At 69.0% G+C, this 13,776-nt stretch carries 13 protein-coding genes; 10 read left to right on the plus strand and 3 right to left on the minus strand.

Annotated elements, in window-relative coordinates; all coding sequences use genetic code 11:
* Positions 1 to 26: 26 nt before the first annotated feature.
* Genes ACESK8_RS02080 through ACESK8_RS02095 form a run of 4 tightly spaced genes read left to right on the plus strand, consistent with a single transcriptional unit; the run spans position 27 to position 2,804 of the window.
* Entirely contained in the window at positions 27 to 239 is a 213-nt protein-coding gene (locus ACESK8_RS02080; RefSeq protein ID WP_060927463.1) for a hypothetical protein, read from the plus strand.
* The gene (locus ACESK8_RS02085; RefSeq protein ID WP_372967037.1) at positions 232 to 876 is read left to right on the plus strand and encodes a CYTH domain-containing protein; all 645 of its coding nucleotides are present in this window, start codon (positions 232 to 234) and stop codon (positions 874 to 876) included. The genes ACESK8_RS02080 and ACESK8_RS02085 overlap by 8 nt, the downstream gene beginning before the upstream one ends.
* A gap of 54 nt (positions 877 to 930) precedes the next feature.
* A complete protein-coding gene (locus ACESK8_RS02090) occupies positions 931 to 2,085 on the plus strand; it encodes a type III polyketide synthase (protein ID WP_372967038.1) in 1,155 nt (384 codons plus the stop codon).
* On the plus strand, positions 2,082 to 2,804 hold the full coding sequence (locus ACESK8_RS02095) for a methyltransferase domain-containing protein (protein WP_372967039.1): 723 nt from the start codon (positions 2,082 to 2,084) through the stop codon (positions 2,802 to 2,804). The genes ACESK8_RS02090 and ACESK8_RS02095 overlap by 4 nt, the downstream gene beginning before the upstream one ends.
* Positions 2,805 to 2,860: 56 nt before the next feature.
* On the opposite strand, the gene lpdA is transcribed toward ACESK8_RS02095, so the two are convergent.
* Positions 2,861 to 4,258: a dihydrolipoyl dehydrogenase gene (gene lpdA, locus ACESK8_RS02100; protein WP_372967040.1), complete on the minus strand. Its 1,398-nt coding sequence runs from the start codon at positions 4,256 to 4,258 to the stop codon at positions 2,861 to 2,863.
* A 9-nt stretch (positions 4,259 to 4,267) separates the two neighbouring features.
* Entirely contained in the window at positions 4,268 to 4,918 is a 651-nt protein-coding gene (locus tag ACESK8_RS02105) for a copper resistance protein CopC (protein ID WP_372967041.1), read from the minus strand.
* Positions 4,919 to 5,017: 99 nt separating this feature from the next.
* Between ACESK8_RS02105 and ACESK8_RS02110 the strand changes: the two genes are divergently transcribed.
* From ACESK8_RS02110 to ACESK8_RS02120, 3 genes are all read left to right on the plus strand, one after another.
* Positions 5,018 to 5,503 (plus strand): FHA domain-containing protein, encoded by a 486-nt coding sequence (locus ACESK8_RS02110; protein WP_139305252.1) that lies wholly within the window; start codon positions 5,018 to 5,020, stop codon positions 5,501 to 5,503.
* Positions 5,503 to 6,189, plus strand: coding sequence for a MerR family transcriptional regulator (locus ACESK8_RS02115; protein ID WP_372967042.1), 687 nt, complete (start codon positions 5,503 to 5,505; stop codon positions 6,187 to 6,189). The genes ACESK8_RS02110 and ACESK8_RS02115 overlap by 1 nt, the downstream gene beginning before the upstream one ends.
* 99 nt (positions 6,190 to 6,288) lie before the next feature.
* Positions 6,289 to 6,834, plus strand: a complete 546-nt coding sequence (locus ACESK8_RS02120) for a MerR family transcriptional regulator (protein WP_060927456.1) — start codon at positions 6,289 to 6,291, stop codon at positions 6,832 to 6,834.
* A gap of 82 nt (positions 6,835 to 6,916) precedes the next feature.
* Here the strand turns inward: ACESK8_RS02120 and ACESK8_RS02125 are convergent, their stop codons facing one another.
* Entirely contained in the window at positions 6,917 to 7,729 is an 813-nt protein-coding gene (locus tag ACESK8_RS02125; RefSeq protein ID WP_056311560.1) for a ParA family protein, read from the minus strand.
* A gap of 94 nt (positions 7,730 to 7,823) precedes the next feature.
* Here ACESK8_RS02125 and ACESK8_RS02130 point away from each other — a divergent pair, with 94 nt between their 5' ends.
* The 3 genes from ACESK8_RS02130 to def all read left to right on the plus strand — a co-directional run bounded on the left by ACESK8_RS02130 (position 7,824) and on the right by def (position 13,738).
* Positions 7,824 to 11,231: a pyruvate carboxylase gene (locus ACESK8_RS02130; protein ID WP_372967043.1), complete on the plus strand. Its 3,408-nt coding sequence runs from the start codon at positions 7,824 to 7,826 to the stop codon at positions 11,229 to 11,231.
* A gap of 66 nt (positions 11,232 to 11,297) precedes the next feature.
* Positions 11,298 to 13,247: a MinD/ParA family protein gene (locus ACESK8_RS02135; RefSeq protein ID WP_372967044.1), complete on the plus strand. Its 1,950-nt coding sequence runs from the start codon at positions 11,298 to 11,300 to the stop codon at positions 13,245 to 13,247.
* Entirely contained in the window at positions 13,247 to 13,738 is a 492-nt protein-coding gene (gene def / locus ACESK8_RS02140; RefSeq protein WP_372967045.1) for a peptide deformylase, read from the plus strand. Before ACESK8_RS02135 ends, def begins: the two co-directional genes overlap by 1 nt.
* Positions 13,739 to 13,776 lie beyond the last annotated feature (38 nt).

Here is a 13,776-nt window from a genome sequence, read left to right on the forward strand (position 1 = left end):
GGTCGCGGCGGGGATAGGGTGAGGACATGGCACTCGCACGACTTCACGGCGGCCCGCTCGACGGGCAGATCATTCCTCTGGGCGACGCGGACGACAAGCTGATCGTCCCCTACAGCGAGACCCAGGTGGTGTACAACCGACGCGGCGACGCGCAGAACACCGGTGACGCCGACGGCCCCACCGAGGTGGACTACTGGTACGACGAATCGCTCGAGGACATCAGCCCGTCGGATGACTGAGCACCACCCCGCGCCGCAGGCAGGATCCGAACCGTCCCGCACCGTCGAGGTCGAGCGCAAGTACGACGTCGACGACGCCACGCCGCTGCCCGACTGGACCGGGCTCCCGGGCGTCGACGAGGTCTCCCAAGGGGAGGTGCGCGAGCTCGACGCCCGCTACCTCGACACCGCGGATGCCGAGCTCTCCCGTGCCGGGGTCGCGCTCCGGCGCCGCACGGGCGGTCCGGATGCCGGCTGGCACATCAAGGGTCCGCGTGAGGGTGACGGCCGGGTCGAGATCGGCTGGCCGCTGGGCGATGACGACAGTGTCCCCACCGAGGTGACCGAGACCCTGTCGCGGTGGACGACGGGAGAGCTGACGCCGCTCGCCCGCATCGAGAACACCCGCACCGCGTACCTGCTCACCGGCCGGGACGGCGTGATCGCCGAGTTCGTCGACGACCGGGTCCGTGCGACCGATCTGCGGCAGGGCGTCAGCCGGGAATGGCGGGAGTGGGAGTTCGAGCTGGGTCCGGCGGCACCCGCCGACGCGGCAGGGCGCGAGACGCTGTTCGCCGCTGTCGAGGCCGCGGTTCACACGGCCGGCGGTCGTACGGCGGCATCCGGTTCCAAGCTGGCCCGTGCTCTCGGTTTCTGACTCGCGGCGCAAGCCCCTTTCCTCCTCTCGCGCGCTCATGCTTGAGTGACAGACATGACCCGCTCTGCCGTTCTCCGCTCGCTGCGCACCATCGTCCCGGACACCGTCCTCGAGCAGGAGGAGATCCGCGACATCTTCGCCGCGCAGCCGGAGATCGGGCGACTGGCACGACGCATCATCGGGGCCTCCTTCAACGGATCCGGGATCGACACACGTCACACCGTGATCGGTGAGCTCTCCTCCGCCGCATCTGCCAACGAGTCGGTCTTCTACGACCGGGAGTCCGGCGTCCTGGCCTCGCCGGGGACCAAGACCCGCAACGACATCTACGTGCGCGAGGCGTCGCGGCTCTTCGTCGAGGTCGCCCGCAGCGCTCTGGACGCGGACCCCGACGTCGTCGCATCCGACGTGACGCACGTCATCACGGCGTCCTGCACGGGATTCCACGCTCCAGGACCCGAGTACGAGATCGTCCGCGGGCTCGGCCTGTCCGACAGCGTCCAGCGGTACCACCTCGGCTTCATGGGCTGCTACGCCTCGATGCCGGCCCTGCGTGCCGCGGCCCAGTTCTGCGCAGCGGACCCTGACGCGGTCGTCCTCGTCGTCAGCGTCGAGCTGTGCACGCTGCATCTGCGCTCATCCGAGGATCCCGACCTCATCGTCGCGAACTCGCTGTTCGCCGACGGGGCCGCCGCCGGGATCGTCACGGCACGCGACCTGCCCACCCCCGTGCCCGCCGTGCGCCTGGACGGCTTCCACACGGCGATCGCCGCCGAGGGGGAGAAGGACATGTCCTGGACCATCGGCGACCACGGCTTCGAGATGATCCTCTCGACGGCGGTGCCGCAGATCATCGGCGAGACCATCATCGGGGCGATCCGACCGCTGTACGCCCGCGAGGGAGAGCTCGCAGCCGCCTTCGACCAGGGAAGGGTGGGCGAGCGCGTGGAGCATTGGGCCATCCATCCCGGAGGCCGCAGCATCCTCGACCGCGTGCAGGAGCGACTGCACCTCAGTGACGCTCAGCTGCATCCGGCACGGGAGACGCTGCGTCAGTACGGCAACATGTCGAGCGCCACGATCCTGTTCGTGATCAAGCGCATCCTGGACGACGGCGCGACAGACGGATCGCGGATCGCGGCGATGGCGTTCGGTCCCGGCCTCACCGCGGAGAGCGCTCTGATGACCGTCTCGTCCGGCGTCGCATGACCCACGATCTCTCGGTGCGCGCGGTCGATGCGCGCGAGCTGATGGACGATCCGGATGCCGACATCGCCATGCTCGAGCGGACGTACGAGCGGTTCCGGCTCGTGAACGCCCTGGTGTCGCATCCGGGGCAGCTCTATCGGCGCGACATCCGTCCGCGGGCGCGCCGCGGCCCGATCCGCATCCTCGACATCGGCGCAGGCGGAGGCGACGTGAGCCGGATGATCGCCACTCGGCTGCGCCGAGACGGGCTGTCGGCGGAGATCACGGCGCTGGATGCCGACGAGCGGGCGATCCGCTGGGCGGCCGAGCGCGACGGGGGCGCGGGGGTGACCTACCGCTGTGCGTTCGCGTCGGAGCTGGTGGCGGAGGGGCAGGAGTACGACGTCGTGTTCTCCAACCACGTGCTGCACCACCTCACAGCACCGGAGCTGCACGGACTGCTCCGGGACTCCGCTGCACTCGTGCGCGAGGGCGGTGCGGTCGTGCATCGCGACATCGCTCGCAGCAGGCCGGCCTACGCGCTCTACGGCGCGGTGACCTGGCTGCTCGGCGGCACACTGTTCCGCGGCTCGTTCATCCGCGAGGACGGGCTGATCAGCATCCGCCGCTCGTACACCACGCAGGAGCTGGCCGACGCCGCGCCGACCGGGTGGAGGGTGCGGTTCGGACTGCCGTCCCGGCTCGAGCTGCGCTCGGACGCTCGCACTCCGCGGCCCTGACGCACGAAGGCCCGGTCACGCGTGAGCGTGCCGGGCCTTCGAGTCTGCGCGGTCGATCAGAAGTTGATCATGTGGCCGGCGAGGCCGTGGAAGCCCTCCTGCAGCGCCTCCGACAGCGTCGGGTGGGTGTGCACGTTGCGAGCCAGCTCGAGCGCGGTGAGGTCCCACTTCTGCGCGAGGGTCAGCTCGGGCAGAAGCTCGGAGACGTCGGGGCCGATCATGTGGGCGCCGACGAGCTCGAGGTGCTCGGCGTCGGCGATCAGCTTCACGAAGCCGACCGGCTCGCCCAGGCCGTGGGCCTTGCCGTTGGCCATGAACGGGAACGTCGCGACCTTGATCTCGCGTCCCTCGTCCTTCGCCTGCTGCTCGGTGAGGCCGAACGAGGCGACCTGCGGCGAGCAGAACGTCGCGCGGGGCATCATCCGGTAGTCGCCCAGGGTCTGGGTCTCGGCGCCGCCGATCGTCTCGGCCGCCACGACGCCCTGCGCCTCGGCGACGTGGGCGAGCTGCAGCTTGGCGGTGACGTCGCCGATCGCGTAGATGCCGTCGACGTTGGTGCGCATGTGGTCGTCGATCGCGATCGCGCCGCGCTCGGTCAGCTGCACACCGGTTGCCTCGAGGCCGAAGCCCTCGACGTTCGGCGCGAAGCCGACCGACATGAGGACCTTGTCGGCCTCGATGGACGCCTGCTGTCCGTCCTTGCCGGTGTACGACACGGTGACGGAGGAGCCGTTGTCGACGACGGACTCGACCTTGGTGGAGGTGAGGATGTCGACGCCGTAGTTCTTGTACTGCTTGGTGATCTCCTTCGACACGTCGGCGTCCTCGTTGGGGAGCGCGCGGTCGAGGAACTCGATGATCGTGACCTTGACGCCGTAGTTCGTCATCACGTAGGCGAACTCCATGCCGATGGCACCGGCACCGACGATGACGATCGACTTCGGGAGCTCGCGCGAGAGGATCTGCTCCTCGTACGTCACGACGTTGTCGCTGAGCTGCACGCCCGGGAGCAGGCGCACCTTGGAGCCGGTCGCGATGATGGCGTTGTCGAAGGTGACCTCTTCGGTCGATCCGTCCGACTTGGCGACCGAGATGGCCTTCGGGCCGGTGAAGGTGCCGCGGCCGTCGTACTCGGTCACCTTGTTCTTCTTCATGAGGAAGTGGATGCCCTTGACGCGCCCGTCGGCGACGACGCGGCTGCGGTCGAACGCCTTGCCGTAGTCGATCGTGAACTCACCCGAGATGCCGAAGAAGTCGGCCTTGTGGTTGAGCGTGTGCGCGAGCTCCGCGTTCTTCAGAAGAGCCTTGGAGGGGATGCAGCCGACGTTGAGGCACACACCACCCCAGTACTTCTCTTCGATGATGGCGGTGGACAGACCGAGCTGCGCGCTGCGAACCGCAGCGACGTATCCGCCGGGACCTGCACCGAGGATGACGACATCGTAGTGTGGCATGCCTTAAGCCTATCGCTCCGAGGGGTCGTCGGAATCGGTCTCGGCGGGACCGCGGCGCCCGCGGATCGCGAGCCAGACGACGATGACGATGACGACCAGGATGACGGCGATCGAGATCACCCAGATCCAGACCGAGGCGGATGCCGATTCGTCGGCCTGCGGTGCCGAGGTGATCCCGGCGTCAGGTGCGGCAGTCGCCGCAGCGGTGGGTTCTGCGGTGTCTGGCGCCGGGGTCGGTGCGGCAGTGGCCACGGCCTCCGTGGCCGTGCTGACGGCGAAGTCGAACTCGCCGGAGGTGGGGTGGCCGTCGCTCGAGACGACCTTCCAGATGACGTGGTACTCGCCGGCGGGACCCTGTCCGGTGAGCGGCTGCGTCACGATCGCGCCGTCCACGGTGGCCGCCCCGTCGGTGACGGAGGCGCCGGAGGGGTCGGTCACCACGACCTCGGTCGCCCCGTCGCCGTCGATGATCTTCGCGCTGAAGGTCAGGGTGAGCTCGGCGGGGAGCGTCTCGACCGTGCCGTCGGCCTCGGGGGAGGAGGCGAGCAGGCTGTCGTGCGCGGACGCCGACAGCGGCGCGAACAGCACGAGGAAGGCGGTGAGGAGTGCCGCCGCGAGGGCGATCGGGGTCACAGGGAGACGACGGGCTGTGGTTTTCACAGGACCAGCCTATGAACCTCCGGTATGCGATGGCTGAGTGTGGATCGAGCTCACGCGGACCGCCCCGCATCAGTTAGTCTGGAGGACTAGGAGGGCATAGTGACAGACAGCGAAAGCCGATCGGGCGGAGACGCCGCGATCCATCGTCCCGGCGAGCAGAGGCACGACGTGACGCAGACGTTCGGGCATGACTCGGACCTTTCCTTCGTGCCTTTCGGCGTGGAGCTGACAGATGTGGAGCAGAGCGCCATCGCAGCTCTTCCCTCGGGGTCGGCCCTGCTGCTCGTGCGGTCGGGTGCCCTCGCAGGCGCCCGCTACCTGCTCGACACCGATGTGACGACCATCGGCCGGCACCCGGAGGCCGACATCTTCTTCGACGACGTGACGGTCTCGCGCCGCCACGCGGAGGTCACCCGCAACGGCTCGACCTTCGAGATCATCGACCAGCGCTCCCTCAACGGAACCTACGTGAACGGCGAGCGCGTCGACCGCAGCGCGCTGGTCGACGGCACCGAGCTCCGCGTCGGCAAGTTCCGCCTGAACTTCTTCGCCTCTCCGGTCGATCGCGTCGCGGCGACCGACTGATGGCGGCTTCCCCCGCCCGCGAACGCTCGACGTCCGCGGGTCTTCTGAGCATCGGTCAGGTCCTCGCGCGACTCACGCCCGAGTTCCCGGAGCTCACCTCCAGCAAGCTCCGCTTTCTCGAGGTTCAGGGGATCGTCACTCCGTCTCGCACCGAATCGGGATACCGCAAGTTCTCGCAGGCCGACATCGAGCGTCTCCGACTCGGTCTCACGCTCCAGCGCGACCACTACCTGCCCCTGAGCGTCATCCGCGAGCAGCTCGACGAGGCCGAGGCCAACGGCGACTCCGCGACTCTCGCGCCTCCGCCCTCGATCACGCCGACCCCGCGCCGATACCGCCGTGAGGAGCTCCTCTCCGCGGCAGGCGCCGGACCGCAGCTCCTCAACGACGCGATCAGCACCGGCGTCATCGTGGCGCAGGAGAGCTACTCCGAGGCGACGGTCGCGCTTCTGCGGGGTCTCGTCGCCCTCGACCGGCACGGAATCGAACCTCGACACCTGCGCTCGCTGCGTCAGGGTGCTGAGCGCGAGGTCGCGCTCATCGAATCCGCCATGTCGTCACTGCTGCGCAGGACCGACACCGCGTCGCGGGCGAAAGCCAGTGAGATGGCACCGACCCTCGCCGCGAAGATCGACGAGGTGCGCTCGCTCTTCGTCAAGGACGCGCTGACCCGGTTGCTTTCGTAACGAACTGATTGCGACACACCTTCGGTGTCGCACGGATGTCATTGCCGGTGCCCGAGGGCTGCTCTAGCGTGGAGGTAACAGCTCCAGGGAGGAATTCAGATGAATGCGGATGAGCGTGCAGGCGACCCGCGGTTCGTGACCGAACTCCTCTTCACCGACGGTCTGCCCGCGATGGACGACGAGGTCGGCTACCGCGGTGCTGTCGCGGCGCGTGCCGCAGGCATCACGTACCGTCAGCTCGACTACTGGGCTCGTACCGAGCTCGTCGAGCCCACGGTGCGCGGCGCCAGCGGCTCAGGGTCTCAGCGGCTCTACGGCTTCCGCGACATCCTCGTGCTGAAGCTCGTCAAGAGCCTGCTCGACACCGGGATCTCGCTGCAGCAGATCCGCACGGCCGTCGACGAACTGCGCCGCGCCGGCATCCGCGATCTCGCCGGGACGACTCTGATGAGCGACGGAGCCTCGGTCTATCTCTGCACCTCGAACGACGAGGTCATCGACCTGGTCAGCCGCGGTCAGGGTGTGTTCGGCATCGCCGTCGGCAAGGTGCTCCGCGAGGTGGAGTCGACTCTGGTCGAGTTCGACGCCACTGCCCCCGACCCCGTCGACGAGCTCTCCGCACGACGCTCGAAGCGCTCAGCCTGAGGTCCGCGACCGCGAGGTCGCTGACGCCACGAAGAAACGGCCACCCTCGCACGAGGATGGCCGTTCTGATGTGTGCGGTGTCTCAGGCCTGGGCGCCGGACTCGGCGACCTGGATGCGTCCGGTGCGGATGATCCGGTCGAGCAGCTGGTCGAAGTCCGAGGCGAGCTCCTGCGCGGAGTCGCCCGGCCAGATGTGCAGCGGCTTCGCCGCGCCCTGAGCCTGCTGGAGCGACGTGCGCTCCGGCAGCTGAGGGGAGAGGACGAGGGGGCCGAACATGTCGCGCAGCTCTTTGATGCGGAACTGGTGCTCGATCGACTGAGGGCGCACGCGGTTGACGACGATGCCGAGAGGCTGCAGACGCGGAGAGAGTCCGCGGCGGATCTCCTCGATGGCGCGCAGCGCGCGGTCGGCCGCGGCGACCGAGAAGAGGCCGGGCTCGGTGACGACCATCACGCGGTCGCTGGCAGCCCACGCCGTACGCGTCAGCGCATTGAGCGACGGGGCGCAGTCGACGAGGACCAGGTCGTAGTCGGCTTCGACGGCGGCCAGCGCCTCTTCGAGCTTCCAGACGTCACGGACGCTCGGGTGCGGGCCGTCGAAGTTGATGGCGGACGGGCTGCCGATGAGCACGTCGATCGTTCCGGGGTGCACCTTCGCCCAGCCGCTGGAGGTGATCGCCTGACGGACGACCTTCTCCTTCGGGTTCGCCAGGACATCGGCGATGTTGAGTCGACCAGCCACCTGGATGTCCATGCCGGTGGACACATCGGACTGGGGATCGAGGTCGACGACGAGCGTCCGGACACCGCGGGCGAAGGCCGCTGAGGCCAAGCCGAGGGTCACGGTCGTCTTGCCGACGCCTCCCTTGAGAGAGCTGACGCTGAGTACGTGCACGAACACCACGTTACCTTCCCCTAGGCTGGGTGCACACTCAGCCCCGCCCCATGCATGCCGGATCCGGATGTGCATCGAGCTTCCAGAGGTGTGCATGTTCCAGAAGATCCTTGTGGCGAACCGCGGCGAGATCGCGATCCGCGCCTTCCGAGCGGCGTTCGAGGTGGGGGCGAGGACGGTCGCCGTCTTCCCTCACGAGGACCGCGGGTCGGTCCATCGGCTCAAGGCCGACGAGGCGTACGAGATCGGCGAGCGGGGACATCCGGTCCGTGCCTATCTCGACGTGGACGAGATCATCCGGGTCGCGAAGGATGCCGGTGCGGACGCGATCTACCCCGGGTACGGCTTCCTGTCCGAGAACCCGGAGCTGGCGGAGAAGGCGGCTGCGAACGGCATCGTCTTCATCGGCCCACCCGCAAACGTCCTCGAGATGGCGGGCAACAAGGTCGAGGCCAAGCGCCACGCGATCGAGGCGGGCGTCCCTGTGCTCCGCTCGACCGAGGCCTCCGACGACATCGATGCCCTGGTGGCACAGGCGCAGGAGATCGGGTTCCCGTTGTTCGCCAAGGCCGTCGCCGGCGGTGGCGGACGCGGGATGCGCCGGGTCGAGTCTGCGGAGGAGCTCGCTCCGGCTCTGGCCGAGGCGATGCGCGAGGCCTCCAGCGCCTTCGGCGACCCTCGGATGTTCCTCGAGCAGGCGGTGCTGCGGCCGCGGCACATCGAGGTCCAGATCCTCGCCGACAAGACGGGGGAGACCGTCCACCTCTTCGAGCGGGACTGCTCGGTGCAGCGTCGCCACCAGAAGGTGGTGGAGATCGCTCCGGCCCCCAACCTCGACGACGGCATCCGCACCGCCCTGCACGGGTACGCCGTCGCGTTCGCCCGCTCGATCGGGTACGAGAACGCCGGCACCGTCGAGTTCCTCCTCGAGACCGCGGGGGAGCGCACGGGCGAGGTCGTCTTCATCGAGATGAACCCTCGCATCCAGGTCGAGCACACGGTCACCGAGGAGGTCACCGACGTCGACCTCGTGCAGAGCCAGATGCGCATCGCCGCGGGTCAGACTCTCGCCGAGCTCGGACTCCGTCAGGAGAGCCTGCACGTCAGGGGCGCCGCGCTGCAGTGCCGGATCACGACGGAGGACCCCACGCAGGGATTCCGTCCCGACACGGGGAAGATCACCACCTACCGCTCGCCCGGCGGCGCCGGCATCCGGCTCGACGGCGGCACGGTGCATCAGGGCGCCCAGATCAGCCCGCACTTCGACTCGATGCTCGCCAAGCTCACCTGCCGTGGTCGCGACTACCCGGCCGCCGTGGCCCGCGCGCGTCGTGCTCTTGCGGAGTTCCGCATCCGCGGCGTGTCGACGAACATCCCGTTCCTGCAGGCGCTGCTCGAGGACGAGGCGTTCATCGCCGGTGACGTGAGCACGTCGTTCATCGACGAGCGCCCCGACCTGCTGCGTGGTCGTGAGTCGAAGGACCGCGGCACGCGCATCCTCAACTGGCTGGTCGACGTCACCGTCAACAAGCCGCACGGGGCCCACCCCGGCTCGATCGACCCGCGAGCGAAGCTCCCGGTGCTGGACCTGTCGACGGAGCCGCCGGCGGGATCCCGTCAGCGACTGCTCGAGCTCGGACCCGAGGCGTTCGCGGCGAGTCTGCGTGCACAGACCGCGCTCGCCATCACCGACACCACCTTCCGCGACGCGCACCAGTCGCTGCTCGCGACGAGGGTGCGAACCCGTGACCTCGTCGCAGCGGCACCTCACATCGCGCGGCTGACGCCCGAGCTGCTGTCCGTCGAGGCCTGGGGAGGGGCGACGTACGATGTCGCACTCCGGTTCCTCGGCGAGGATCCCTGGGAGCGACTCGACAAGCTGCGGGCCGCGCTGCCGAACGTCGCCATCCAGATGCTGCTCCGCGGTCGCAACACCGTGGGCTACACGCCGTACCCGACGGCGGTGACCGAGGCCTTCGTGCGCGAGGCGGCCACCAGCGGCGTCGACATCTTCCGGATCTTCGACGCGCTCAACGACGTCGAGCAGATGCGACCGGCGATCGAGGCGGTCCGCGCCACCGGAACCGCCGTCGCCGAGGTCGCGCTCTGCTACACCGGAGACCTCCTCGATCCGGCCGAGGACCTCTACACCCTCGACTACTACCTGCAGCTCGCCGACCAGATCGTGGCGGCCGGCGCGCACATCATCGCGATCAAGGACATGGCGGGACTCCTGCGGCCCGCAGCCGCATCGAAGCTCGTCACGGCGTTGCGCGAGCGCTTCGACCTGCCGGTGCATCTGCACACCCACGACACCCCCGGCGGGCAACTCGCGACGCTGCTCGCGGCCAGCGCCGCCGGAGTGGACGCGGTGGATGCGGCATCCGCGCCGCTCTCCGGCACGACGAGTCAGCCGTCGCTGTCGTCACTCGTCGCTGCACTGGCCCACACCGAGCGGGACAGCGGCATCGATCTCGCCGCCGTCTCGGATCTCGAGCCGTACTGGGAGGCTGTGCGCCGGGTCTACGCGCCGTTCGAGTCGGGGCTGCCGGGGCCGACAGGACGCGTCTACCACCACGAGATTCCCGGCGGTCAGCTGTCGAACCTGCGCCAGCAGGCCAAGGCGCTGGGGCTCGCCGACGATTTCGAGCTCATCGAGGACATGTACGCTGCCGCTGACCGCATCCTCGGCCGTGTGCCGAAGGTGACCCCCTCCTCGAAGGTGGTCGGCGACCTCGCCCTCCATCTCGCCGCGGTCAAGGCGGATCCCGCCGACTTCGAGGCCAATCCCGAGAAGTACGACGTGCCCGACTCCGTGGTCGGGTTCATGGCGGGCGAACTCGGGGACCTTCCCGGGGGGTGGCCCGAGCCGTTCCGGACGAAGGTGCTCGCCGGACGTTCCGTGCGCACCGGGCTGACTGAGATCTCCGCCGACGACGAAGCAGCCCTCGCCGGAGACAGCGTGACGCGCCGCACGCGCCTGAACACGCTGCTGTTCCCCGCGCCGACCCGGGAGTTCGCGCAGATGCGCGAGAGCTTCGGCGACCTCTCGGTGCTCGACACCAGCGACTACCTCTACGGCCTCGTGCAGGGCCAGGAGCACCTCGTCGAGATCGATCGGGGTGTGCAGCTCTACGTGGGGCTCGAGGCCATCGGCGACGCGGATGACAAGGGCATGCGCACCGTCATGACCACTCTCAACGGGCAGCTGCGCCCGGTGTTCGTGAGAGACCGGTCGGTCGCTGTCGACGTGCACGAGGTCGAGAAGGCCGACACCTCGGTGCCCGGTCAGGTGGCCGCTCCGTTCTCCGGGGTGGTGACGCTGAAAGCCGAGGTGGGGGATGCGGTCCGCGCGGGCGAGCCGGTCGCCTCGATCGAGGCGATGAAGATGGAGGCGGCGATCACCGCGCCGCTCGACGGTGTCGTGGAGCGGCTCGCCATCGGGGCCACGCAGCAGGTCGAGGCAGGAGACCTTTTGGTCGTCATCCGCCCGGCGCACTAATCTTGTGCGGGCGAGGCCGCGCTCGATGCAGCGTACCCGAGGCCCGCGCAAGCTTGGAGTGACAACGTGACCCCGAAGAACGTGAACGAACCCTCGGACGAGGAATCCAGAGGGGTGCTCGACGACGCCGCTTCCCTGGACACCTCGGGCATCGGCATCCTCGGCAACACCGCACAGGTGAACGTCGTCCTGCCGACCGACGAGGAAGACGACCTCGATGACGACGGCGTCGTCGACGGCGAGGTCGTCGCCGACCTGATCCTGGACGAGCCCGTCGCAGCAGCGAAGGCCGCAGCCGAGACGAACGCCGCGCGTCCGATCACGCAACCCGCACTCGGCGGCGCTCCGATGATCATCGAGCTGCCCCCTGAGCCGAAGTCCGAGCCTCTTCCGGAGCCGGAGCCGGAGCCGGAGCCGGAGCCGGAGCCGGAGCCGGAGCCGGAGCCCGAGCCGGAGCCGGAGCCGGAGCCCGAGCCTGCTGTTGTCGAAGCCGAAGCCGAAGCGGAAGCCGAAGCGGAAGCCGAAGTCGAAGCCGAAGCGGAAGCGGAAGCCGAGCCGGAGCCTGCTGTTATCGAAGCCGAAGCCGAAGCCGAAGCCGAAGCCGAAGCGGAAGCCGAAGCGGAAGCCGAAGCCGAAGCCGAAGCGGAAGCGGAAGCCGAGTTGGAGCCGGAGCCACTTCCTGAGCCCGAGCCTGAGCCGGAGCCTGAGCCGGAGCCGGAGCCGGAGCCGGAGCCTGAGCCGGAGCCGGAGCCGGAGCCTGAGCCTGAGCCCGCATCAGAACCGGCCCCGGTCGCACAGCGCGACTCCGAGCCGGCGGTCGTTCCCGGCTCCGCGCGCACCGACGTCGCGGCCGAGGCGGCCGCAGCGGCGGCGTTCATCGCCAAGGCGCAGGCCGACCTCGATTCCGGCCGGGGATCCCGCCGTTCGTCGGCCTCGACATCCCCCGCCCCGAAGGAGAGTCCTGCAGTGGACGCATCGAAGGACAAAGCCGTCGCCGCACGGCCGACCCGCGCCAACCGCACCGAGGTGCAGCTCGCGGCGAAGCGACTCGACGATCTCGGGGACTCGTCGCGTGAGAGCGCCGACCTGCTGACCGCCGATCGTCTTCTGGATCCGCACCGCCTCCAGAAACCGGAGCCGGAGGGTGCGTGGAGCCATTTCCTCTACACGATCTCCGGTCGCCGGATCAACATCGGCGACGGGCGTCGCGCACGTGAACGGAAGGCTCTCAGCGCCAGGATCGCCGCACCGATCGTGGGCGGCGCACGCTTCGTCCCCGTGCTGTCCCGCAAGGGTGGCGTGGGCAAGACGACTGTGACGACGCTGCTGGGGATGGCTCTGGCGGATGCGCGCGACGATCGTGTGATCGCCGTCGATGCGAATCCCGACCGCGGAACCCTCGCGGAGCGCGTGGTCCGCCCGCACCACAACAAGTCGGTGCGCGACCTCGTGCGCATCCACGACCAGGTGCGCGGATACCACGACATCTCCGCGATCGTCGCCAGGGACGCCACGCGCCTCGACGTCCTCGCCTCGGATTCCGATCCGCGCATCGCTGAGGCCTTCAGCGACGACGACTACCGCGACGTCGCCGGTGTCGCCGCGCACTACTACTCATTGGTACTGACCGACACGGGAACCGGCATCGTGCATTCGGTCATGTCGGCGACGCTCGACCTCGCCGATCAGATCGTGATCGTGTCGGGGCTCAGCGTCGACGAGGCCCGCCTCGCCTCCGAGACTCTCACGTGGCTGGAGAGCAACGGCTACGCCGAGCAGGCGCGGGAGGCCGTGGTCGTGCTCAATCAGTCGACTCCCGGCGCTCCTCTGGTCCGGCTCAACGAGCTCGAGTCACATTTCCGCACACGGGCGAAGCACGTGGTGCGGATGCCGTATGACACTCATATCGCCGGCGGCGGCACGATCGTGTTCGCGAACCTCCAGCCCGAGACGCGCGTGGCTGCCCGCGAGCTCGCGGCGCTGCTCGTCGAGGGACTCCGGGCGAAGGGCGCCTGATGACCGTTCGCGAGATCCGGGTCTTCGGAGACCCCGTGCTCCGCACCGTCTGCGCGCCGATCGAGGACATCGACGACGGTGTGCGTGCTCTGGTCGCCGACCTGGTCGACACGGTCGAGCTGCCTGGACGGGCCGGTGTCGCCGCTCCGCAGATCGGCGTCGCCCTGCGAGCGTTCAGCTACAACATCGACGGCGACATCGGCTACGTGCTCAACCCGGTCCTCACCGAAGTGCGCGGCGATCCGGTGCCGACCGGCGAGGGCTGCCTGTCGGTCCCCGGTCTCTGGCACGACGCGCTGCGGCATCCATGGGCTCGGGTCGAGGGTATCGACCTCGACGGTCGGCCCGTGGTGCTCGAAGGGGAGGGGCTCCTCGCCCAGGCGCTCCAGCACGAGACCGATCATCTCGACGGCAAGCTCTACCTCTCGCGTCTCGATGCGGAGACCCGCAAGCGTGCGATGCGCGAGGTGCGCGAGAGCGCCTGGTTCTGACGCGCAGACAGGAAAGGCCCCGCCGAGGCGGGGCCTTT

Origin of the sequence: Microbacterium sp., assembly GCF_041641055.1 — a bacterium.
Taxonomy (GTDB): Bacteria; Actinomycetota; Actinomycetes; order Actinomycetales; family Microbacteriaceae; genus Microbacterium.